This is a genomic window from Methylophaga marina (assembly GCF_030296755.1).
Classification (GTDB): Bacteria; Pseudomonadota; Gammaproteobacteria; order Nitrosococcales; family Methylophagaceae; genus Methylophaga; species Methylophaga marina.
Genome location: NZ_AP027741.1, coordinates 2,818,889 through 2,839,586 on the forward strand (window position 1 = coordinate 2,818,889; position 20,698 = coordinate 2,839,586).

Here is a 20,698-nt window from a genome sequence, read left to right on the forward strand (position 1 = left end):
TTTTGAGTTAATGACAAGCAAGGGCCATTTTGATGCCACGTTAAAACCGCCACTCAAGTGGGCGGGTGGGAAACGTTGGTTATTACCTGTTCTTAAACGCTACTGGAATAAACATCAGCCGAGCAGACTGGTGGAACCTTTTTGTGGCGGGCTTTCGGTTGCGCTTGGTTTAGCCCCAGATAATGCATTACTCAATGATGTAAACCCCTCATTAATCAATTTTTATCAGCATCTAAGCCAAGGCCTGGAAGTCGAAATAGCGTTTATTAATGATGAGGCAAACTACTATCAATGTCGTGACGAATTTAATCGGCTTAATGCTAAACAAAGTGATCTATCGCGGGCGGCACAACTCTTCTATTATCTGAATCGCACTGGCTACAATGGTTTGTGTCGGTTTAATAGTCAGGGCGGTTACAATGTCCCTTTCGGACGTTATAAAACCATCAATTATTTAGAGAGTTTTGTTCACTATCAGCCAATCCTGTCTCGATGGCAATTTTCTTGTGAGGATTTTGAATCGATACCACTCCAAGCGAATGACTTTGTATATGCCGATCCTCCATATGACACACCTTTCCATCAATACTCACAAAAAGGATTTAAATGGGAAGACCAGGAGCGTCTGGCATATTGGTTAAGTCATCATGAGGGGCCAGTTCTTTTGTCTAATCAGGCGACAGACAGAGTCATCAAGCTTTACCGTCAGCTGGGTTTCAGGCTGCGTTACCTTGATGCACCACGTTTAATTAGCTGTAAAGGAAATGGGCGGAAAGCGGTGAAAGAAGTGCTTGCGATCCGCGGTTTTTGATACAATACGCGTTCTTTTTTATTCAAGTTAATGCCAAGATTGCCGATGCTATAACTATGGTGATTTAGGGATTAAGTCAGTTCATTTTTTACAGGAATACATATCACCCATGTCTAAAATCAACAAAGTCGTATTAGCCTATTCTGGCGGATTAGATACCTCAGTTATTTTGAAGTGGTTACAAGATAAATATGATTGTGAGGTGGTCACTTTCACAGCTGACTTAGGGCAGGGTGAAGAAGTTGAACCAGCCAGAGCAAAAGCACAGTCTTTAGGTATCAAAGAAATCTACATTGAGGACTTACGTGAAGAATTTGCTCGTGACTATGTCTTTCCTATGTTCCGTGCAAATGCTATCTATGAAGGTGAATACTTATTAGGTACATCTATTGCTCGTCCACTGATTGCTAAACGTTTAGTTGAAATTGCTCAACAAACTGGTGCAGAAGCGGTTTCTCATGGCGCGACCGGAAAAGGAAATGATCAGGTCCGCTTCGAACTTGGCGCCTACGCACTAAATCCGAACATTAAAGTGATAGCCCCTTGGCGTGAATGGGACTTATTGTCTCGTCAGAAATTACTTGATTATGCAGAACAACACGGCATACCTGTAGAAATGAAACAAGGTAAAAAATCACCTTATTCAATGGATGCTAATCTGCTGCATATCTCATATGAAGGTGGCATTTTAGAAGATCCATGGGCTGAGCCTGAAGAAGCGATGTGGCGTTGGTCAGTTTCTCCAGAAAATGCTCCAAATAAAGCGACTTACCTTGAACTGACCTATGAAAAAGGTGATATCACCGCTATCAATGGTGAGGCTATGTCACCAGCGACAGTCATGACTTACCTGAATAAAGTAGCGGGTGAAAATGGTATTGGTCGTCTTGATATCGTTGAAAATCGTTATGTCGGTATGAAGTCACGTGGATGTTACGAAACACCCGCTGGGACAGTGATGTTGAAAGCTCACCGTGCTATCGAGTCATTGACCTTAGATCGTGAAGTAGCTCACCTTAAAGATGAATTAATGCCTCGTTATGCCAAATTAATTTATAACGGATATTGGTGGGCACCTGAGCGTGTGATGCTGCAGAAGATGATTGATGAATCTCAGACCACCGTTAACGGTAAAGTCCGTGTCAAATTATATAAAGGTAGTGTTTCTGTTGTTGGACGTGCTTCTGAGACGGACAGCCTGTTTGATGAATCTATTGCTACATTTGAAGACGATGCGGGGGCTTATGATCAGAAGGACGCTGAAGGTTTCATTAAACTGAATGCGCTGCGTTTGAAAATTGCTGGTAAAGCAAAACGTAAGTTCTGATAGCGCTTAATAAGGCCAAACTGAAATATGGACTACAACGAATTATCTGATAAAGCCGCGGAATATATGCGGCTTGCGTTGCCCCTAATGCGAAAGCATGGGGTGCCAATGACGCCAGATAATTATACCGTATGGTATGAACATGTTTCCGGTGCCAATGAAGCCCTTTCTTTAGCTATTAATTCCATGGTTAAAGAAACGCCAGTATTAACGCAGAATCAATGTCAGCATTTATTTAAAAGCTATTTCAATATTGAAAAAGAGCGCGAAGAAGTGTTCCAAATGCGTCTTGAACTGGCGCGTTTGCTGAAAGAAGTGATCAACTTCATCTACAGCAGTGTTATGCATACTGACAAGACAAATCAACGCTTAAATGATTTGTTAAGTCGAATTAACCGTGATATGTCTGCAGCCGAAATTCATCAAATAGTTGATGATATTTTGGCTGAAACACGCCAAGCCATGAACAGTGGTGAGTTATTAACTGAGCGCTTAAACACGGCGATGTCTGAGTTACAAAAACTCAAGAAAGAATTTGATGTGTCTAAGCAGGAAGCGAAAACCGATACACTTACTGGATTGGCAAATCGTAAGGCTTTCGATGAAGTGGTGACAAAGGTGACACATGATGCAGATGACTCTGGCTTAGATGTGTGTATTATTTTTGCTGATTTGGATTTATTTAAAAATATCAATGATAAGCATGGACACCTGGTCGGCGATCAGGTGTTACGTGTTGTTGCTAATTCACTAAAGGATAGTGTTAAGGGGCGAGATCTGGTGGCGAGATACGGTGGTGAAGAGTTCGCTATAGTCTTATTGAATACCAGCTTGCAAAATGCTAAAAACGTTGCTGAGAATATTCGTTTGGAGATTGCCTCAAAACGAATTCAGCGTAAAGATACCCGGGAATCCTTAGGCACGATTACTTTGTCTTTTGGTGTCGCTCGTTATGTACCATCTGAAGGCAGTGAAAGCTTTATGCAACGTGCAGATAGAGCGCTTTATATGTCGAAGAGGAGAGGGCGCAACTGCGTATCAGAAGCGCCACCGCCTATTATTTAGTTTGTTCTGGGAACGTATTTGTAAAAAATACTTCCTCAAGATCAAGCTGTCCTGAACGTGGACGTGCATCCTGTAGTTTCTTACCTATCGTGATCATCATTACGATCACGTGATCATGTGGCAAGTTAATTAGTCTGGCGACTTTATCAAAATCAAAGCCATCCATCGGGCAAGAATCATAGCCCATACCTTTAGCCATCAGCATTATTGTTCCTGCAGCAATGCCTGCTGAACGAAAACATTCGTCACGTTGTCCTTGGTGATGATTAGTGTAATAGCCCTCAATAGCGGGCAACATAAAATCTTGAACTTCTTTTGGCGCATGTCGCCAATAACGTTGCGGATCTTTCTCCCAGGCATTTAAGTCAGCACATAAAATTAATAACATTGAGGCATCAGTGACTTGCGCCTGGCCATAACTGGCTTCACGGATAGCTTGGCGCAGAGCGTTGTCTTCAACATTAACAAAACGCCAATGCTGAAGATTAAAGGCTGTTGGAGATAAAATCGCATGCTCCATCAGCATGTTGACTTCTTCTGCGGTCATTTGATGTTCAGGGTCATAATGCTTAACAGAACGACGTGTAAGAATCGCTTCTTTAATATCCATAAATACTCTTGTGATTAATTTGAAGATGTTTCAACTTTCAGATAGATAATTTGCTGTTGTGCTTGATGTGATTGATAACGTTTCATCCCGTTTTGCTGGGCGTGTTGATCTTCTGAAACAAAGGCCAGTTTTATCCAATTACCTAACTCACCTTGTACCGAAGTCATCACTTCACTTGAGTTAATTTGCCCTTGTTGAGCTCTATCTGAAAAGAAAGGGTGAATATCGATTTTAACTCTGTTATCAGCCAATAAAAATGGGACAGCATTAAAACCATTTGCCGTTGACGTATAGTATGTATTGGTAGCCAAACCAATGTCGCCGCTGCCGTTTATGAAATAAAGATAGTCTTTCTCAGGTTTTGCATTACCTAACTTAATGGTGATGGGCTGACCAGCAATCCCCTGAGCTTGATATTGATTATCTTGATCGTCTTTACCTTTTGTTGACCATGCCTTGAGTTTGACTGAAGCATTTGGCTTTGAATCTGAAAGTGTAATATTGGCTTCACTCCCTGATTGTTGCTGAAGTTCTTGTGAGGTTTGCAAGACAGTAATGACGACAGACTTTAATGGTGTGTCGAGTTTTTTGATGAGCTGTTCAACATTAGCAAGCGTGGCACGATCCGACTTTAAAATCAGCATGTCATCATAGGCTCTTATCGTCGCTGTCTCAGGCAAAAAAGGTCGAACTTGCTCTACGACTTCATTAGCGAGACGATGTTTCAATGCAATGGTATGGATGTTTGTATCTGCTAATATCGTTGAGCAGAACATGAGTAACGCAATTGTCAAAATGTGATTTTTCATAACTGCAGACGCCTCGTATTCAAATCAAACTCACTTCTGGCCCACATATCGTCGAAGTCTTTCTTGCGATTACTGACCTGACCCGTGGCATCAAAATCAACTACACCTTCGTAGCGATTAGCATTTGGACAATATAAAAAGGCTTTTTTATCAACCAACAGGCTCATATGCCGTAGTTTTTGATCTTGTCTGTCAGCAATATGAATCTGAATTTTACTGGAGAGTCTTTGAGCAAGGGGTATGAGCAGATGCCTTTGTGCTGTAGATTGCCGCGTATTGTGAACAAGTAACCGAACTGTACAGCGCTGACTCTGGTTGATAAATGTGATTAACTTATCGATGAGCATTTGATTGTTGAATAAAACACTATCCAACTCAGGACCGAAAAAACAAATTTCTTGCCTAGCTGACTCAATGAGTTCGATAGTGTATTGGCTTGCATATTCCCGACTGTCGAATGGGATTGCTGTATCGTCAGTCGGGATAGCTTCAATCATTGTTAACCGTTTGTTGCTTGTTCTGCTGCGTTACCCAGATAATTAGCGGGCGTCATTGCCTTTAATTTATCTTTGGCTTCTTGAGGCATATCCAGTCCATCAATGAATGCTTGCATGATGTCTTTATTAACGCGCTGGCCGCGAGTTAAATCTTTCAGCTTTTCATAAGGATTTTCAATACCGTAACGACGCATCACTGTCTGGATTGGTTCAGCTAATAATTCCCAGTTAGCATCCAAATCAGCGGCCATAACTTCTGGTGCTGGATCGAGTTTACCAATACCTTTCAAGGCTGAGCTATATGACAATAAAGAGTGTGCGAAACCGACACCTAAATTACGTAACACAGTGGAGTCTGTCAGGTCACGTTGCCATCTGGAAATAGGCAGTTTCAGGGCCAAATGATCAAACACGGCATTCGCTATACCGAGGTTACCTTCAGCATTTTCAAAGTCGATAGGATTGACTTTATGAGGCATGGTGGATGAACCAATTTCGCCTTTCACTGTTTTTTGCTTGAAATAACCGATAGAAATATAGCTCCAAACATCACGGCAAAAATCAATCAATACTGTATTGAAACGAATCATTGCCTGGAATAATTCAGCCATGTAGTCATGGGGTTCAATCTGTGTGGTGTATTTATTCCAACGCAGTCCCAGTCCTGTAACAAACGCGTTTGCCATCATCGGCCAGTCAACATCAGGGTAGGCGGCATAGTGAGCGTTGTAGTTACCGACTGCACCATTCATTTTCCCGTACAGTAAAACTGCAGCTACATGAGTACGTTGTAACTCGAGACGTTGAACCACATTAGCCAATTCTTTACCCAGTGTAGTTGGCGAGGCTGGCTGACCATGAGTGCGTGACATCATCGGTGTATCAGCGTGCTGCTGTGCAATCTTACGAATAGCAGCAATGACCGTATCCATTTCAGGCAAAATGACTTTTTCACGAGCATTTTTCAGCATGATACCGTAAGCGGTATTGTTAATATCTTCTGAAGTACAAGCAAAGTGAACAAACTCGCTAACAGCGTTCAGTTCTGCATTGTCTTTAAATTTTCTTTTGATGAAATATTCAACGGCCTTAACGTCGTGATTGGTTTCACGTTCGATATCTTTTATTTCTTGGGCATCTTCAACAGAGAAGCTATTGATGATGTTGTCTAAAAAAGCTTCTGCTTCTTGACTAAGTTTCGGTACTTCCTGAATACTGGCATTGTTACCGAGTAAATGTAGCCAGCGAAGTTCTACTTCTACACGGGCGCGCAGAAGTCCATACTCACTAAAGAATGGGCGTAGCGCTTCAGTTTTTCCGGCATAGCGGCCATCAACCGGTGAAATCGCGGTCAAAGCGGTTAAATCCATGAATACTCCGATGAAAGATTTAGTTAATAAATTTGTGCGAAATTATAGCAGAGTTCGCTCGTGCTAAACGCTTTCAGGTAAAATGTCACCGTTTCATTCTCAAACTTTGGGGTACACATACGTGCTGAAAGAATATCAATCGCAAGTTGAAGAACGCGCCAAACTTGGCTTACCACCGTTACCACTTGATGCTGAACAGGTTTCTACCTTAGTTGAACAGCTCAAATCCGGAAGCGATGACAGTGAAGAATTATTAGAACTTCTTATTCATAGAGTACCGCCAGGTGTAGACCAAGCGGCCTATGTGAAAGCCGGCTTTCTCACTGATATCGCAAAAGGTGAAGTGACATGTGCATTGATTTCACCTGTAAAAGCGACCGAGTTACTCGGAACGATGATGGGTGGCTACAATGTGCAATCATTGATCCAGCTACTCGATATTGAAGAAACAGCCGCGACTGCTGAAAAAGCCTTATGCAAAACATTGATGGTTTACGATGCCTACCATGATGTGGTTGAAAAAGCAGAGAGCAATGAATACGCCATGCGCGTATTACAATCTTGGGCTGATGCAGAATGGTTTACCTCTCGTCCTAAATTAGCTGAACAGATCACGTTAACCGTATTTAAAGTGCCAGGTGAGACGAATACGGATGATCTATCACCCGCGACAGAAGCCTGGAGCCGTCCGGATATTCCACTGCATGCTAAAGCCATGCTTGTCAGCAAAATGGATGACCCTATTGGTGACATAGAGAAGTTGAAAGAAAAAGGCCATCCACTTGCGTTTGTCGGTGATGTTGTGGGTACCGGGTCATCACGTAAATCAGCCATTAACTCTGTGTTGTGGCATATGGGACATGATATTCCCTATGTGCCTAACAAACGCCAGGGTGGCGTTATTCTCGGTAATAATATTGCACCTATCTTCTTTAATACTGCGGAAGACTCTGGTGCAATGCCAATTGAATGTGATGTCCAGAATATGGAAACTGGCGATGTCATTACCATTCTGCCTTATGAAGGCAAAATATTAAACGAAGCGGGTAATGTCATCAGCGAATTTAGTATGCGTCCAACCACGCTGGCTGATGAGGTCCGTGCCGGTGGCCGTATTCCATTAATCATTGGTCGTGGTCTGACAGATAAAGCCCGAGAAACCCTCGGTTTAGAGCCATCAGATATTTTTGTACGCCCAGTCGAACCTGTGGATACGGGTAAAGGCTTTACATTAGCGCAGAAAATGGTCGGTCGTGCTTGTGGTGTTGAAGGTGTTCGTCCTAACAGTTACTGCGAGCCCAAGGTCACCACCGTTGGTTCTCAGGATACAACCGGTGCGATGACACGTGACGAGTTAAAAGAGCTAGCCTGTTTAGGTTTTTCTGCTGATCTTGTTATGCAATCTTTCTGTCATACGGCTGCCTATCCAAAACCGGTTGATATTAAATTACAGCATGAGTTACCGGACTTTATCAGTACACGTGGTGGCGTTTCATTACGTCCTGGTGACGGTATTATCCACTCCTGGTTAAATCGTATGATTTTGCCTGATACCGTCGGTACTGGTGGTGACTCACATACGCGTTTCCCAATTGGTATCAGTTTCCCGGCTGGCTCAGGTTTAGTGGCGTTTGGTGCAGCTTTAGGGGTTATGCCGTTAGATATGCCCGAGTCCGTACTAGTTAGATTTAAAGGTGAAATGCAACCAGGTATCACATTACGTGACTTAGTTAATGCAATCCCATACGCTGCTATTCAACAAGGATTGCTGACTGTTGAGAAAAAAGGTAAGAAAAATATTTTCAATGGTCGTGTGTTGGAAATTGAAGGTTTACCTGATCTCAAAGTAGAGCAGGCATTTGAATTATCTGATGCTTCGGCTGAACGTAGTGCAAATGGTTGTACCGTGCGTTTGAATAAAGAACCTATTATTGAGTTCTTAAATTCAAATATGGCGCTGATGGAATGGATGATTGCGGAAGGTTATCAGGATGAGCGTACTTTGCGTCGTCGTATTGATAGTATGAAAGCCTGGTTGGATGATCCACAGCTATTAGAACCCGATGCTGATGCAGAATACGCTGCTGTCATCCAAATTGACTTGAATGAAATTAAAGAACCTCTGTTGGCTTGCCCTAACGATCCTGATGACATCAAACCGTTGTCTGAGCTTCAAGGTAATAAAATCGATGAAGTGTTTATAGGTTCATGTATGACCAATATCGGTCATTACCGCGCTGCAAGTAAAGTGTTGGAAAATATGCGTAACTTGCCCGTTAAGTTATGGATTGCTCCGCCTACCAAAATGGATAAATTCCAGCTGACCGAAGAGGGTGTATATAGTACGTTTGGTCGTGTTGGTGCTCGTACTGAAACACCGGGTTGTTCCCTGTGTATGGGGAATCAGGCACGTGTAGCTGATGGCGCGACTGTTGTTTCGACATCTACACGTAACTTCCCGAATCGTTTAGGTAACAATGCCGATGTTTATTTATCTTCTGCTGAGCTTGCAGCGGTGGTAGCAAGTATCGGACGACTGCCAACCGTGGCTGAATATCTAGAAGCGGTTGCAGGGATTAAACCAATGGCAGCGGAAATTTATCGTTATCTTAATTTCCATGAAATGGATGAATATCGACGTGCTGCCAGTTAACCTATAGTGGCATCAAGCAAAAAAGGCTGTTTTCTTTATTAGAAGCAGCCTTTTTTATATCCAGGGTAGTAAATGAATACATCTGTACAAGTTATTTCAAACTTTCAATTGGCGCTGGCATTTATCCCGGTCATTGTGGTTTTACTGATGATGGTGCGCTGGTCATTAAAAGCTGGCTTTGCGGTGTATGCATTAATTCGCATGCTGATTCAGTTATTACTGGTGGGGTATGTATTAACAACGGTATTTGCTGCGGAACAATCATGGATCGTCATGCTGGTGATGTTAGTCATGGTTAGCACTGCCAGCTGGATTGCATTGGGAACGGTCAAAGACCAACGGCGCGCACTTTATCCCGTTGTTTTCATCAGTATTTTACTAGGTAGTGGGCTGACATTGCTGCTAATTACGCAAAGTGTGATCGGTCTTTCTCCCTGGTATGAACCACGGTATATGATTCCATTAGCCGGGATGATTTTTGCTAACGCGATGAACAGTGTGAGTTTGGCAGCAGAGCGGTTATCTGCAGAATTATCACGAAATATCGATTTCATCACCGCCAGGTATGAGGCTTTTCAGGCTGCTTTTATACCAACGATTAACTCGATGTTAGCTGTTGGTTTAGTGTCTTTGCCAGGCATGATGACCGGACAAATCTTATCAGGGGTGTCTCCCATCACAGCTGCTCACTATCAAATTGTAGTGATGTGTATGATTTTTGGTGGTTCAGGTTTATCGATTGTATTTTTCTTATGGCTGTTTAAAGCACGAATGAATTAAATTTCACGCGACAGTGCTTCGGTAGCGCTAAGGAGTTTTCCGCTTTGAAATAGAAACTGCCAGCGTCGTCCACCTTTTTGTTGCCATAACACGGCAGCACGAATACCCGTAAGAAGCAGAGCTCTTACCCGATTAATATTATCAGGCTGTTGTAGAAAGCCGGGATCACCATAGACTTGAATGCGTGGTTTTAACTCACTTAAGGTACGTTGATAAATATCAGCAAAACGAGCAATTACTTGTGGTGACAGTATTTCACCGAAGTAATCTATCTGAGAGGGCACCTGCTGAATTTCGCGATCTATTAATGCCAGCATTTCAGGTTGCTTGGCTAATTGACGTTCAAGATGAAGCAGGCTGATAACATAACGCAATAGGTTTACATCTTTCTTGTCTTTTTTCTTGGAAAGCTGGGTGTTGAGTGCCTCAATTCCTGTTCGTAATTGACTGACTGAACCATACACAGATTCAGTATCTGGCGCATTCTCAACCAGCAAACTTTCCAACATGACTTTCATATCAGCACTATTTACCTGACCGGTTTCAGCGACTTGTTGAACTAGTGATGCAGCTTGCACGACGGCTGTAATAGCAATGGTTCGATCACGTAAACGGGGACTTATACTCATGGATGGATTCCTGGTGCATCAGTCGAGACAATAATCCCACCACCCAGACAATCATCGTCCAGATAGAACACAACAGATTGGCCCGGTGTCACCGCACGTTGTTTTTCATCAAACTCAACCTGAATATGACCGTTCTCATCCTGAGTTATCGTACAAGCTTGATCGGGTTGGCGATAGCGTGTCTTTGCTGCTGCACGACATGGGAACTGTGGCGGATGGCCAGCTACCCAAGAGAGTTCGTCTGCGGTTAAGTTTTGACTCCACAACCAGGGATGATCTCCCTGAACAACGTATAGAATCTGATGATCCATATCTTTACCAGCGACGAACCAAGGTTCGCCAGTGCTATCTTTTCGACCACCGATACCCAGTCCCTGACGTTGACCTAATGTGTAATACATAAGCCCCGCATGCTGACCTATCTTTTCACCTTCTGGTGTTCGCATCTCACCAGGCTGAGCCGGAATATAGCGGCTTAGGAACTCACGGAAATGACGCTCGCCGATAAAACATATACCCGTACTGTCTTTTTTATCATGATTAATAAAACCGGCTTCTTCAGCAATACGTCTCACTTCGGTTTTTGGCAAATCACCCAGCGGGAAGCGTGTTCGTGATAATTGTTCCTGACCAAGCGTATATAAAAAGTAGCTTTGATCTTTTTTGTGGTCTCTGCCTTTTAACAGATGAAATTGGCCATTTCGTTCTTCAACACGTGCGTAGTGGCCGGTAGCAATGATGTCGCCGCCAAGCTCAATAGCATGATCGAGAAAGGTTTTAAATTTGATTTCACGATTACAAAGAATATCTGGATTGGGTGTACGACCGGCACGGTATTCGTCTAAAAAGTGTTTGAAAACGTAATCCCAATATTCCATGGCAAAGTTTGCTTCATGAAAGGGGATGCCAACAGTTTCAGCAACAGAGCTGGCATCTTTACGATCTTCTTCGACAGTACACTCACTTTCATCAGCGAAGTCGACCCAGTTCTTCATGAACAGGCCTTCAACATGCTCAAATTGCTGTTTTAGCAATAATGCGGCGACAGAAGAATCGACGCCGCCGGAAAGTCCGACGACTACTTTATTTTCATTGCTCATATTTAGTTACGTAAAATATCCAAAGGATAGCGGTGACCGTCAATATAGTCTTGGAAACAATCGCTTACAAGTGTACTACGCAGATCCGCTTGTCTGCGGCGTACCTCTTCAAAAGGTAACCAGAGGGCCTGGTGGATATCATCATCCAGCGGTTGGTCAGGATCATGATTCGACACTGTTCCTGAAAAACAGTAACGAATATAGGTTTCGCCCTTACGCGGGTGAATCCAGCGATATATTCCGACCAGTGATTGCGGATGAAACGTCCAGGCAGTCTCTTCCTTTGTCTCACGAATCACTGCGTCGATAAGACTTTCGTCTGGTTCGAGATGGCCGGCTGGCTGGTTTAATGTCATTTTGCCGTTGATTTCCTCCTCGACCAGAAGGAATCGATCGTTCTGTTCGACGATGGCGGCGACTGTTGTTCGAGGCTTCCAAATCATCTCGCCATTTTATCACGTCATTGGCATTAACGGAGAGCCATTGACCTGGCTCCAGACTATTTAGTTGCCACGGGCCAATTGCCGCTCGTACTAAACGAAGTGTTGGATGTCCGATAGCTGCTGTCATACGTCTGACTTGACGATTACGTCCTTCTGTAATTTTCAGCTCCAGCCATTGTGTTGGAATAGATTTTCGTTCACGAATCGGTGGCTGTCTATCCCAGATAGTCGGTGGACTTATCAGACGTGCTTTTGCAGGTTGAGTGAGTCCGTCTTTTAGTTCGATACCTGTGATTAATTGTTCTAACGCCTTAGTGTCTGGAATATTTTCTACCTGAACCCAGTAGGTTTTTTCTAATTTAAATCTGGGATTCGCTATTAAGTGTTGTAACTGACCATCATCAGTGAGTAATACAAGTCCTTCACTGTCACGGTCCAGTCTCCCAGCAGGGTAAATATGTTGGAGATTGATATAGTCCTTTAGCGTCTTACGACCAGCTTCATCGGTAAACTGTGTCAGCACATCAAAGGGTTTGTTAAAAAGTATCAGCTTAGTCATGATTAGTGTGTGAACGCGTTTAATGATAAAATGCTCAACTTTTTTATCATAGAGTTGTTTAGTTAAAACGTTTATTGGTCAGGTGATGGTTAAGCATCACGTTTAATATCAATCAACTACGCTTTATCTGGATGATAAAAAATTAAGCTGATGATGGCTTTTAATGGCGGGCCAGGTATTGATACTATACCAGTGCAGGCTAGCAAAAGCCGATGGATATGACATCCTGATATTGTTAGCGTAACAGTTATTATCTCCATATTACTCAAAGAGTCTTTATGGCATTAATAACTGTGGATGTGAAAAACCATAATTAAATCTATCGAGTTTAATGGTGATAGCATCAATAGGTTGTAGTGATTATGCTGCAGCTGTAATCCAAAACATCTAAGTGAGGAACGTAAATGAAAGTTGCAGATAATACTGTTGTAGTCATCGACTATACCCTGACAGATAACGATGGCAGCGTCATCGATAGCTCTGAAGCAGCAGGTCCATTAGCCTACCTTCACGGTGCGGGTAATATTATCCCAGGTCTGGAAGATGCACTGAATGGTAAAGAAGCAGGTGATGCAGTGAAAGCAAGCATAGAACCTGCAAAAGCCTACGGCGAAAGACACGAAGAATTAAAACAAGATGTACCACGCGAATTATTCAGCGGTGTTGATGATGTTCAGGTTGGTATGCAGTTTCAATCAGAAACAGAGCAAGGCCCAGTGCTTGTGACTGTTGTTGATATCAAAGATGAAACCGTCACAGTAGATGGTAATCACCCGTTAGCAGGTGTGCATTTGAATTTTGATGTAACTGTCCGTGAAGTTCGTGAAGCAAGTGCTGAAGAACTTGAGCATGGTCATGTTCATGGCGAAGGCGGTCATCATCACTAATAAGGATTTGTCCTTATAGTTGATGACTTAACTGTCTATGGAGAGACGGGCGTAAGCCCGTTTTTTCGTTTGGAATAGTGAATATGCAGGATTTAGAAACGCTTAATCGTCTGTTTGCTAAAGAGGCTAAAGTGTGCTTTGTTGAGGGGCAAACAGGTATGCCCATCATTGAGGTAAGCACAAAAAAGCTTCTGCGACTATTGCTCTCTATGGAGGGCAAATATTGTCGTATAAATCAAATGGAATGGAACATGATCTTTTTTATTTGAGTGACAAAGCCATCTACCAACAAGGCAAAGCGATACGTGGTGGTGTACCCGTTTGCTGGCCATGGTTTGGTGAAGATCCCAGTAATTTAGGTCGGCAAGCTCATGGTTTTGCCCGTAATTTGCTATGGAATGTGCTTGACTGTCAGTTACACGATGATATTGCTGAAATCACATTAGGTTTGGAATCTACAGCAACCAGTAAACAGTGGTGGCCGAGTGAATTTCGTCTACGCAAGAAAATTGTCATTGGTGATCAGCTCGATATTTCCCTGACTACTGAAAATAGAGGTGAAATACCATTTAGTATCTCAAAAGCGCTACACACGTATTTTTTGGTTGGTGAGATTTCTCAAACCACGGTGGTAGGTTTAGATGGGGTCGATTATCTGGATAAAACTTTAGACTTTTCTAAACATACACAGGTGGGTGACATTACGCCCTTTGCTGAGACCGATCGTGTCTATCTCGAATCTCCTGCTCATGTTCAGATTATTGACCAATCGTTGAGCCGAAAGATTGATATTGAACAATCTGGCGCAGATAATATTGTGGTTTGGAACCCCTGGACCCGAGCTTCGTTGTTGAATGATATGAATGCAGACGATTATGGGCATTTTATCTGTGTTGAGACCGCCAATGCGCTGGCCAACAGCGTTATTATTGCATCTGGTGCATCGCATCAGATGCAGGTTAAATACAACGTAAGTTCAACAGCATCGTCACCTTAATGGAAGAGCTGTTTAAGACAATATGGAGTAACGAAACATGGTTATGGGCCTTAGGCATAATTTCCATCCTGAGTTTTGTTGCTTCATTAGTCTTTATCCCTTACCTGATTGTGAGAATGCCAGCCGATTATTTCACAGCAGAAAAGAGACATAAAACACCTTGGGCTGATAAGCATATTGTTATCAGGACAGTACTTATTACGTTGAAAAACTGCTTGGGACTTGTGTTAGTGGTAATGGGACTAGCCATGCTAGTTTTACCTGGGCAGGGGTTGTTAACTTTATTTATCGGTCTGATCTGTCTGAATTTTCCAGGAAAATATCGTCTCGAAAAATGGTTAATTCAACAAAAAAGTGTCCAACGCTCAATTGACTGGTTACGGCAGCGTGCAGGCAGTGAACCGTTGAAGTATGACTAAATCAGGTCCATTGTTCTCGCAGTGATTCACGATGAATTTTTAACCATTGAATAGCGATGATAGGTATCGCAGACTGAATACGGCTAGTTTCAACCAGCTTATAAGCCTCCTCGAATTTCACAACACTAACCGCAATATCCTCATCCTCTTCGGCAAGACCATGAACGCCACCCACCTCAGAGGTGTCTACTTTGCCACAGAATAAGGTCAGACATTCTGATGTACCACCGGGAGAGGTATAGAAAGCATTAATTTTCATCAGCTCCATCACTTCACAGCCAGCTTCTTCATGAGCTTCTCGGATAGCGACGTCTTCTGGTGTTTCATTTTCTTCAACTGCACCAGCGACAATCTCAAGTAACCAGGCTTCTTCCTGCTGTTTTGTCAGAATGGCTCCGGCGCGGAACTGTTCAATAATCACCACTTCATCACGATAAGGATCATAAAGCAGCACTGCAATACAGTCGCCCCGATGGAAAACTTCTCGATCAACAACCTGGCTCCAACCACCATGATAAAGCGTATGTTGGAGTGTGTATTTCTTTACGCTAAAAAAGCCTTTGTATACGGTTTTCTGATTGAGTACTTTAAACGACTTTTTAGTCATGTGAGTCTATTGTGGATGTGTTGTTGTGATGGATAAATGCCTGCTCATAGTCCATGCCCTTGAGTCGGCGAAGGACAGCAGTGAAAGTTGTCCCATCTTCTATGTGTTCAAGTTTTACAGGTAAATATGCAAGGGAAGGGGCACACCAGAGTGTGGTTTCACGTTCATTGTCCTTGTCACGATGGCGAGTGAGCTTTACGGCATCAATTTCACCCATGGGAGTTTTGATGCGTTCCTCACCCAATATGCGTATTTGATAGGTTTTCAGTTTGCCACCATCAGCAATACGATAAGTAATTTGATCACCTTTATGTTTGATTAAATCGCGCATCAAGCTGATTTGGTAGACCAGTTTATCAAGTGTGTTAGGTTCGATATCCAATTGCCACGGATGTTCTCTATCATCAATCTGGGCTGTCATATCCAGCCAGTTAAATTTCATTTCCAGCCGTTTTTCTTTTTTACCACCTGTTCGAAGGTAGCGATAAAATTGAGGTTGTACCACGTTGTCTTTTAATCTCCACAAACTGGTTTCTTCAATAATGTCCGGTTTGAAGAAGGAAAATACGCCTTTGGCCTGCGAGATAGAAGTAAAGTGTCTGAGACCCGTCTGGTCAGTTTCAAGGGTACGCTTTAATTCTCCCGCTTGAATCCCATTTAATTTGACGGCGTAATTAGCTGAAAAGTCAGGTATATCTGCCGCCAAAGACACTTCTGAGGCAATGAGCAGCAAAAAAACACTGAACAATGTACGCATGATTAGTCCTGTTTAGAGTTCACCAGTTTTTGTATGGCAGCAGGATAGAGCTGATGTTCCTGGTCGAGCACTCTTGCGGCAAGACTTTCAGCAGAATCATCAGCCAGGATATTCACTTTTGCCTGCATAATCACGGGCCCATCGTCCAGTTCAGCTGTAACGAAATGAACACTGGCGCCATGTTCTTTTTCGCCAGCATCAATAGCACGCTGATGTGTATTGAGTCCTTTGAACTTGGGTAGCAGGGAGGGGTGAATATTAATCAATTTATTGCGATAGTGTTCAACAAATCCTGAGGTGAGAATACGCATAAACCCAGCTAAAATGACAAAGTCAGGTTTATAGTCATCAATACGTTCAGCTAAAGCTTTATCAAAACTGTCTCTGTCTGAAAAGGTTTTGTGATCGACCACTGCCGTGGCGATAGACTGAGCTTTAGCATAGTCAAGCCCCGCAGCATCAGGACGGTTGCTGATGACCGCACTGACGGTCGCATCGATCTGTTGAGCATCAATGGCTTCAATTATCGAGCGCATATTGCTACCGCGGCCGGAGATTAAAATCACCAGCCGCGTTTTGTTTTCGTTGCTCATCATCGTTATTGGATATCGACTATTTCGTCAGCTGCATTGGCTGTTTCAATTTGACCGATTAAACTTGCTTGTTCGCCAGCACTATTCAGTACGGCTAAAGCTTCAGATACATCATTCTCTGCAACCACGATTACCATACCTATCCCGTTGTTAAATGTGCGATACATTTCTTTATCAGTGACATTGCCATTGTCTTGAAGCCAATCAAATACAGCAGGACGTTGCCAGCTGCCAGAGTCAATGACGGCTTTCACACCTTCAGGGAGAACACGTGGAATATTCTCCAGCAGGCCGCCACCAGTGATGTGTGATAAAGCATGAATACTGACTTTCTCGTTAAGCTGTAAAAGTGATTTAACGTAGATTTTGGTAGGGGCCAATAACTTCTCCCCCAAAGTAGCACCATCAAATTCAGTTTTTAATGATTGACCGCTACGTTCAAGAATTTTACGGATGAGTGAGTAACCATTTGAATGAGGGCCTGATGCAGCAAGACCTATTAACTTATCACCAGCGGCCACTTTTGAGCCATCTATGACCGCTTCTTTTTCCACTACACCTACACAGAAACCCGCAAGATCATAATCACCTTCTTCATACATGCTTGGCATTTCAGCGGTTTCACCACCTACTAAGGCAGCACCCGCTTGCAGACAGCCTTCTGCAATGCCTGATACGACAGATTCAGCTATGTCTACGTCCAGTTTGCCGGTGGCATAATAATCGAGAAAGAATAAGGGCTCGGCACCTAATACGGCGATATCGTTGACACACATAGCGACTAAGTCGATACCGATGGTGTTGTGGATACCAGACTCAATCGCCAAGCGTAATTTAGTGCCGACACCATCCGTACCGGAAACTAAAACAGGCTGTTTGTATTTATCGACGGGTAGTTCAAAAAGACTGCCGAAACCACCTAAACCTGCCATGACGCCAGGTCGACGGGTTTTTGCTGCGTGGGGTTTAATGCGATCGACTAAGGCGTTACCAGCTTCGATATCAACGCCAGCATCACGATAACTAAGAGAGGTGCGAGAAGAGTCCACACTGTCGGTCATAATGTATTCCTGAAAATGTTGTGCATCACATGCTTAAAACAGCGTGTTAGAATACCACAATGCACCGATTATTTTATGCCCTTATTTTGTTGTTTTTCAGTTTCAGTAGCCATGCTGCTGAGGTGGATGATCTTTATCAGGCAACCGCTCCTGTCTCCACGCAACAACAAAAGGAACGCGACGAACTCGCACCGGAATTACTCAAGCAAGTCCTCATCAAAGTCGTCGGAAATCAATCCAAAGTTAGCGAAGCTAATATTGCTCCAGTATTGGCCAATGCACAGCAACTCGTAGAACGCTATGAATACATACGCAACAATATTGAAGCAGCCGATTTAACTCAGCCGGATCAGCTTTCATTGCGATTGAGTTTTGATAAAAATGCCGTTAATGATGTTATTCAGAAGCTCGGTATGCCACGCTGGGGGAAAGTCAGACCTGACGTACTGGTATGGTTGGCCACCGATATTGAGGGTGAGCAAACCTTACAGGGTTTAGAAAATATTCCACAGTTTATCTTCAAATCTTTACAACAGGCAGCACAAGCGCGTGGATTGCCCATTCTTATGCCATTGATGGATTTGCAGGATCAATCTGCTCTGAGCGTTGAGGACATCTCGTCTATGAATGACGAGGCAATTCAAGCCGCCTCTGAACGTTACAGAGCGGATGAAATTCTGATTATCAATATGTCGGTCAGTAACGATACTGCAAAAATCACCTGGCAATCGGGTACTGATGAGTCGTCTCAACGCTGGCGCTCTGAAGGTTTAGTGGATGCTTCAATTAGTAAAGGCTTGGGTGTGTTGGTGGATACACTGGCAACAGAATATGCCCAACATAGTTTGCCTACTGATACAGGTAACACCTTTCCCATACAGATTGATGAGGTAAATAATTACGGCGACTTTTCAAAAGTCATGGCTTACCTGAATCAAATCGATAGCATAGAAAATATTCGTGTTAACAATCTTGGCGACAATATTCTCGACTTAGATATCCGTTACAGTGGTGATCCAGACGTATTGAACCGCATTCTGTCTGTTGGCGGACTGTTAACTGAGCTGACGTCAGCAGAGCAGGCCACGACAGATAAAAAATATTATCGGTTAACCCCTTGAGCTTACGTGACATTCCTAATCTGATATCAATATTACGGATTTTACTGGTGATTCCTGTGGTATGGGCACTGGTGGATGAACGGTATGCGCTGGCACTGATTTTATCTGCTGTTGCGGGTATTTCAGATGGTATTGATGGGTTTCTGGCAAAACATTTTCACTGGCAGTCTCGATTAGGTTCTATTTTAGACCCAATAGCGGACAAACTCCTTTTAGTGGCAAGCTTTGCCACATTAGCCTGGATGGATCTGCTGCCATTGTGGCTGTTATGGTTGGTGTTGGCTCGTGACGTGATTATCGTTTCTGGTGGCTTGGCATATCACTACTTCATCGGTGAGTTTGAATTGCTGCCCGTGTGGAGCAGTAAGATCAATACCGCTTTGCAAATCATATTGGTGCTATTGGTCATTATTTCGCAACAGTGGTTTGCTGAACTAACACTTCTTATCAGCATTGGCGTGTGGGCCGTGGTAGTGAGTGTGATTTTTAGCGGTCTTGAATATATTCTTACCTGGGGAAATAAGGCATGGAAGCAGAAAGCAAACCATTAATGAGTGATGCCAACAAATTTTTGTTAGTGGTGTTGTTCATTATCGCAGGTTGGTTACTCTTTGAACTTTCTCCTGTGTTGATGCCCTTTTTTATTGCGACACTTTTTGCCTATCTGGGGGATCCCCTGGTAGATAAATTAGAAAGTTGGAAATTATCCAGAACCATGTCTGTCAGCCTGGTGTTTGCTGCTATTTTTATTGTCGTGGCCTTAATGTTGTTGGTGATGCTGCCTCTATTAAGTGCTCAGATAGCAAAATTGTTTACTAACCTGCCTGATTATTTAACTCAGACGCAAAGGCTCATCGAACCATGGTTGAACTCTGTGGGTTTACCTACGGATGTATTCAATTTCCAAACGGTGAAGCAGGCGCTCAGTCAATATTGGTCTGAAGTTGGGCAGGTCGCGGGAGGTATTTTTAGCTACATGACTCGCTCCGGTATGGTATTGGTTCAGTGGTTGGGTAATTTAGTACTAATTCCTGTGCTCACTTTTTATCTCTTACGTGACTGGGACATTTTAGTAGCTAGGTTCAGAGAGTTACTACCACGACGTTATGCTGAGACCTTTATTGAGATGTCATTACAATGTGATGATATGTTAGCCGGCTTTATGCGCGGCCAACTTATGGTGATGTTTTCACTTGCGGTGATATACACGCTGGGTCTTACTCTCATCGGTTTGGAGTTAGCTTTATTGCTTGGTGTGATTGCCGGTCTGGTGAGCTTCGTGCCATATCTAGGGCTGATTGTCGGAATTTTATTGGCGGGTTTGGCCGCATTTTTTCAATTTGGTGAATGGTTACCAGTATTGCAAGTGGCTATTGTGTTTGCTGTTGCACAGGCGATAGAGGGCATGGTGCTGACCCCACGCTTTGTTGGTGAACGTATCGGTTTGCATCCTGTGGCTGTAATCTTTGCCGTGTTGGCCGGTGGTCAGTTGTTTGGTTTTACCGGTGTCTTACTCGCTTTACCCGCAGCAGCTGTGGCGATGGTGTTATTACGCTATGCACATCAACGCTATATTGATAGCCATTTATATTCCTAAGTCTTA

The 20,698-nt window shown here is 43.2% G+C and carries 24 protein-coding genes; 12 read left to right on the forward strand and 12 right to left on the reverse strand.

The genetic code is table 11. The features are described 5' to 3' along the window. The first annotated feature begins 10 nt into the window (after nt 1-10). From QUE24_RS14255 to QUE24_RS14265, 3 genes are all read left to right on the forward strand, one after another. The gene (locus QUE24_RS14255) at nt 11-811 is read left to right on the forward strand and encodes a DNA adenine methylase (RefSeq protein ID WP_286304453.1); all 801 of its coding nucleotides are present in this window, start codon (nt 11-13) and stop codon (nt 809-811) included. Between the two features lie 109 nt (nt 812-920). Further along, nucleotides 921-2,138, forward strand: coding sequence for an argininosuccinate synthase (locus tag QUE24_RS14260; RefSeq protein ID WP_286304454.1), 1,218 nt, complete (start codon nt 921-923; stop codon nt 2,136-2,138). Between the two features lie 27 nt (nt 2,139-2,165). Beyond that, nucleotides 2,166-3,203, forward strand: coding sequence for a GGDEF domain-containing protein (locus QUE24_RS14265; protein ID WP_286304455.1), 1,038 nt, complete (start codon nt 2,166-2,168; stop codon nt 3,201-3,203). On the opposite strand, the gene QUE24_RS14270 is transcribed toward QUE24_RS14265, so the two are convergent. From QUE24_RS14270 to purB, 4 genes are read right to left on the reverse strand one after another with little or no spacing between them, the layout of a single operon-like run. Then, on the reverse strand, nt 3,196-3,813 hold the full coding sequence (locus QUE24_RS14270; RefSeq protein WP_286304456.1) for a nitroreductase family protein: 618 nt from the start codon (nt 3,811-3,813) through the stop codon (nt 3,196-3,198). The genes QUE24_RS14265 and QUE24_RS14270 overlap by 8 nt on opposite strands. A 14-nt stretch (nt 3,814-3,827) precedes the next feature. Next, nucleotides 3,828-4,622: a hypothetical protein gene (locus QUE24_RS14275; RefSeq protein WP_286304457.1), complete on the reverse strand. Its 795-nt coding sequence runs from the start codon at nt 4,620-4,622 to the stop codon at nt 3,828-3,830. After that, nucleotides 4,619-5,119, reverse strand: coding sequence for a DUF7931 domain-containing protein (locus QUE24_RS14280; protein WP_286304458.1), 501 nt, complete (start codon nt 5,117-5,119; stop codon nt 4,619-4,621). Before QUE24_RS14280 ends, QUE24_RS14275 begins: the two co-directional genes overlap by 4 nt. A 2-nt stretch (nt 5,120-5,121) precedes the next feature. Next, entirely contained in the window at nt 5,122-6,489 is a 1,368-nt protein-coding gene (gene purB, locus QUE24_RS14285) for an adenylosuccinate lyase (RefSeq protein WP_286304459.1), read from the reverse strand. A gap of 121 nt (nt 6,490-6,610) precedes the next feature. Between purB and acnB the strand changes: the two genes are divergently transcribed. Continuing rightward, nucleotides 6,611-9,142, forward strand: coding sequence for a bifunctional aconitate hydratase 2/2-methylisocitrate dehydratase (gene acnB, locus QUE24_RS14290; RefSeq protein WP_286304460.1), 2,532 nt, complete (start codon nt 6,611-6,613; stop codon nt 9,140-9,142). Nucleotides 9,143-9,214: 72 nt separating this feature from the next. After that, nucleotides 9,215-9,922 carry an ABC transporter permease gene (locus QUE24_RS14295; protein ID WP_286304461.1) on the forward strand — a complete coding sequence of 236 codons (708 nt, stop codon included), beginning with the start codon at nt 9,215-9,217 and terminating at the stop codon, nt 9,920-9,922. On the opposite strand, the gene hflD is transcribed toward QUE24_RS14295, so the two are convergent. From hflD to QUE24_RS14315, 4 genes are read right to left on the reverse strand one after another with little or no spacing between them, the layout of a single operon-like run. Then, nucleotides 9,919-10,551, reverse strand: a complete 633-nt coding sequence (hflD, locus tag QUE24_RS14300; RefSeq protein WP_286304462.1) for a high frequency lysogenization protein HflD — start codon at nt 10,549-10,551, stop codon at nt 9,919-9,921. The two genes, QUE24_RS14295 and hflD, sit on opposite strands and share 4 nt — an antisense overlap. After that, entirely contained in the window at nt 10,548-11,651 is a 1,104-nt protein-coding gene (gene mnmA, locus QUE24_RS14305; RefSeq protein WP_286304463.1) for a tRNA 2-thiouridine(34) synthase MnmA, read from the reverse strand. Before mnmA ends, hflD begins: the two co-directional genes overlap by 4 nt. A 2-nt stretch (nt 11,652-11,653) precedes the next feature. Further along, complete coding sequence (locus QUE24_RS14310) at nt 11,654-12,034, reverse strand: NUDIX hydrolase (protein ID WP_286306135.1); 381 nt, start codon at nt 12,032-12,034, stop codon at nt 11,654-11,656. Beyond that, nucleotides 11,940-12,653, reverse strand: coding sequence for a pseudouridine synthase (locus tag QUE24_RS14315; RefSeq protein WP_286304464.1), 714 nt, complete (start codon nt 12,651-12,653; stop codon nt 11,940-11,942). Before QUE24_RS14315 ends, QUE24_RS14310 begins: the two co-directional genes overlap by 95 nt. A gap of 404 nt (nt 12,654-13,057) precedes the next feature. Between QUE24_RS14315 and slyD the strand changes: the two genes are divergently transcribed. From slyD to QUE24_RS14335, 4 genes are all read left to right on the forward strand, one after another. Next, nucleotides 13,058-13,540, forward strand: coding sequence for a peptidylprolyl isomerase (gene slyD, locus QUE24_RS14320; protein WP_286304465.1), 483 nt, complete (start codon nt 13,058-13,060; stop codon nt 13,538-13,540). Between the two features lie 83 nt (nt 13,541-13,623). Beyond that, entirely contained in the window at nt 13,624-13,809 is a 186-nt protein-coding gene (locus QUE24_RS14325; protein WP_286306149.1) for a hypothetical protein, read from the forward strand. Continuing rightward, nucleotides 13,764-14,537, forward strand: coding sequence for a D-hexose-6-phosphate mutarotase (locus QUE24_RS14330; protein ID WP_286304466.1), 774 nt, complete (start codon nt 13,764-13,766; stop codon nt 14,535-14,537). Before QUE24_RS14325 ends, QUE24_RS14330 begins: the two co-directional genes overlap by 46 nt. Continuing rightward, a complete protein-coding gene (locus QUE24_RS14335) occupies nt 14,537-14,956 on the forward strand; it encodes a PGPGW domain-containing protein (RefSeq protein ID WP_286304467.1) in 420 nt (139 codons plus the stop codon). The genes QUE24_RS14330 and QUE24_RS14335 overlap by 1 nt, the downstream gene beginning before the upstream one ends. A gap of 1 nt (nt 14,957) precedes the next feature. Here QUE24_RS14335 and QUE24_RS14340 read toward each other — a convergent pair whose 3' ends face one another. From QUE24_RS14340 to purM, 4 genes are read right to left on the reverse strand one after another with little or no spacing between them, the layout of a single operon-like run. Further along, nucleotides 14,958-15,563: an NUDIX domain-containing protein gene (locus QUE24_RS14340; protein ID WP_286304468.1), complete on the reverse strand. Its 606-nt coding sequence runs from the start codon at nt 15,561-15,563 to the stop codon at nt 14,958-14,960. After that, nucleotides 15,556-16,320 carry a DUF3108 domain-containing protein gene (locus QUE24_RS14345; RefSeq protein ID WP_286304469.1) on the reverse strand — a complete coding sequence of 255 codons (765 nt, stop codon included), beginning with the start codon at nt 16,318-16,320 and terminating at the stop codon, nt 15,556-15,558. Before QUE24_RS14345 ends, QUE24_RS14340 begins: the two co-directional genes overlap by 8 nt. 2 nt (nt 16,321-16,322) lie before the next feature. Further along, nucleotides 16,323-16,916, reverse strand: coding sequence for a phosphoribosylglycinamide formyltransferase (purN, locus tag QUE24_RS14350; RefSeq protein ID WP_286304470.1), 594 nt, complete (start codon nt 16,914-16,916; stop codon nt 16,323-16,325). A 2-nt stretch (nt 16,917-16,918) separates the two neighbouring features. After that, nucleotides 16,919-17,974 carry a phosphoribosylformylglycinamidine cyclo-ligase gene (gene purM / locus QUE24_RS14355; protein ID WP_286304471.1) on the reverse strand — a complete coding sequence of 352 codons (1,056 nt, stop codon included), beginning with the start codon at nt 17,972-17,974 and terminating at the stop codon, nt 16,919-16,921. Between the two features lie 59 nt (nt 17,975-18,033). On the opposite strand from purM, the gene QUE24_RS14360 reads away from it, so the two are divergent. Genes QUE24_RS14360 through QUE24_RS14370 form a run of 3 tightly spaced genes read left to right on the forward strand, consistent with a single transcriptional unit; the run spans nt 18,034 to nt 20,692 of the window. Next, complete coding sequence (locus QUE24_RS14360; protein ID WP_286304472.1) at nt 18,034-19,095, forward strand: DUF2066 domain-containing protein; 1,062 nt, start codon at nt 18,034-18,036, stop codon at nt 19,093-19,095. Continuing rightward, nucleotides 19,092-19,646, forward strand: a complete 555-nt coding sequence (locus QUE24_RS14365) for a CDP-alcohol phosphatidyltransferase family protein (RefSeq protein WP_286304473.1) — start codon at nt 19,092-19,094, stop codon at nt 19,644-19,646. The genes QUE24_RS14360 and QUE24_RS14365 overlap by 4 nt, the downstream gene beginning before the upstream one ends. Next, the gene (locus tag QUE24_RS14370; RefSeq protein WP_286304474.1) at nt 19,622-20,692 is read left to right on the forward strand and encodes an AI-2E family transporter; all 1,071 of its coding nucleotides are present in this window, start codon (nt 19,622-19,624) and stop codon (nt 20,690-20,692) included. Before QUE24_RS14365 ends, QUE24_RS14370 begins: the two co-directional genes overlap by 25 nt. Nucleotides 20,693-20,698: the final 6 nt, after the last annotated feature.

Excerpts from the sequence above, each read along its gene's own strand:
- QUE24_RS14335 (WP_286304467.1), top strand. The coding sequence starts at position 14,537 with ATGGAAGAGCTGTTTAAGACAATATGGAGTAACGAAACATGGTTATGG.
- slyD (WP_286304465.1), top strand. The coding sequence starts at position 13,058 with ATGAAAGTTGCAGATAATACTGTTGTAGTCATCGACTATACCCTGACA.
- QUE24_RS14315 (WP_286304464.1), bottom strand. The coding sequence starts at position 12,653 with ATGACTAAGCTGATACTTTTTAACAAACCCTTTGATGTGCTGACACAG.
- QUE24_RS14275 (WP_286304457.1), bottom strand. The coding sequence starts at position 4,622 with ATGAAAAATCACATTTTGACAATTGCGTTACTCATGTTCTGCTCAACG.
- QUE24_RS14280 (WP_286304458.1), bottom strand. The coding sequence starts at position 5,119 with ATGATTGAAGCTATCCCGACTGACGATACAGCAATCCCATTCGACAGT.
- QUE24_RS14360 (WP_286304472.1), top strand. The coding sequence starts at position 18,034 with ATGCACCGATTATTTTATGCCCTTATTTTGTTGTTTTTCAGTTTCAGT.
- hflD (WP_286304462.1), bottom strand. The coding sequence starts at position 10,551 with ATGAGTATAAGTCCCCGTTTACGTGATCGAACCATTGCTATTACAGCC.
- purN (WP_286304470.1), bottom strand. The coding sequence starts at position 16,916 with ATGATGAGCAACGAAAACAAAACGCGGCTGGTGATTTTAATCTCCGGC.
- purM (WP_286304471.1), bottom strand. The coding sequence starts at position 17,974 with ATGACCGACAGTGTGGACTCTTCTCGCACCTCTCTTAGTTATCGTGAT.
- mnmA (WP_286304463.1), bottom strand. The coding sequence starts at position 11,651 with ATGAGCAATGAAAATAAAGTAGTCGTCGGACTTTCCGGCGGCGTCGAT.
- QUE24_RS14255 (WP_286304453.1), top strand. The coding sequence starts at position 11 with ATGACAAGCAAGGGCCATTTTGATGCCACGTTAAAACCGCCACTCAAG.
- QUE24_RS14265 (WP_286304455.1), top strand. The coding sequence starts at position 2,166 with ATGGACTACAACGAATTATCTGATAAAGCCGCGGAATATATGCGGCTT.
- QUE24_RS14325 (WP_286306149.1), top strand. The coding sequence starts at position 13,624 with ATGCAGGATTTAGAAACGCTTAATCGTCTGTTTGCTAAAGAGGCTAAA.
- QUE24_RS14340 (WP_286304468.1), bottom strand. The coding sequence starts at position 15,563 with ATGACTAAAAAGTCGTTTAAAGTACTCAATCAGAAAACCGTATACAAA.
- QUE24_RS14295 (WP_286304461.1), top strand. The coding sequence starts at position 9,215 with ATGAATACATCTGTACAAGTTATTTCAAACTTTCAATTGGCGCTGGCA.
- QUE24_RS14260 (WP_286304454.1), top strand. The coding sequence starts at position 921 with ATGTCTAAAATCAACAAAGTCGTATTAGCCTATTCTGGCGGATTAGAT.
- QUE24_RS14370 (WP_286304474.1), top strand. The coding sequence starts at position 19,622 with ATGGAAGCAGAAAGCAAACCATTAATGAGTGATGCCAACAAATTTTTG.
- QUE24_RS14345 (WP_286304469.1), bottom strand. The coding sequence starts at position 16,320 with ATGCGTACATTGTTCAGTGTTTTTTTGCTGCTCATTGCCTCAGAAGTG.
- purB (WP_286304459.1), bottom strand. The coding sequence starts at position 6,489 with ATGGATTTAACCGCTTTGACCGCGATTTCACCGGTTGATGGCCGCTAT.
- QUE24_RS14270 (WP_286304456.1), bottom strand. The coding sequence starts at position 3,813 with ATGGATATTAAAGAAGCGATTCTTACACGTCGTTCTGTTAAGCATTAT.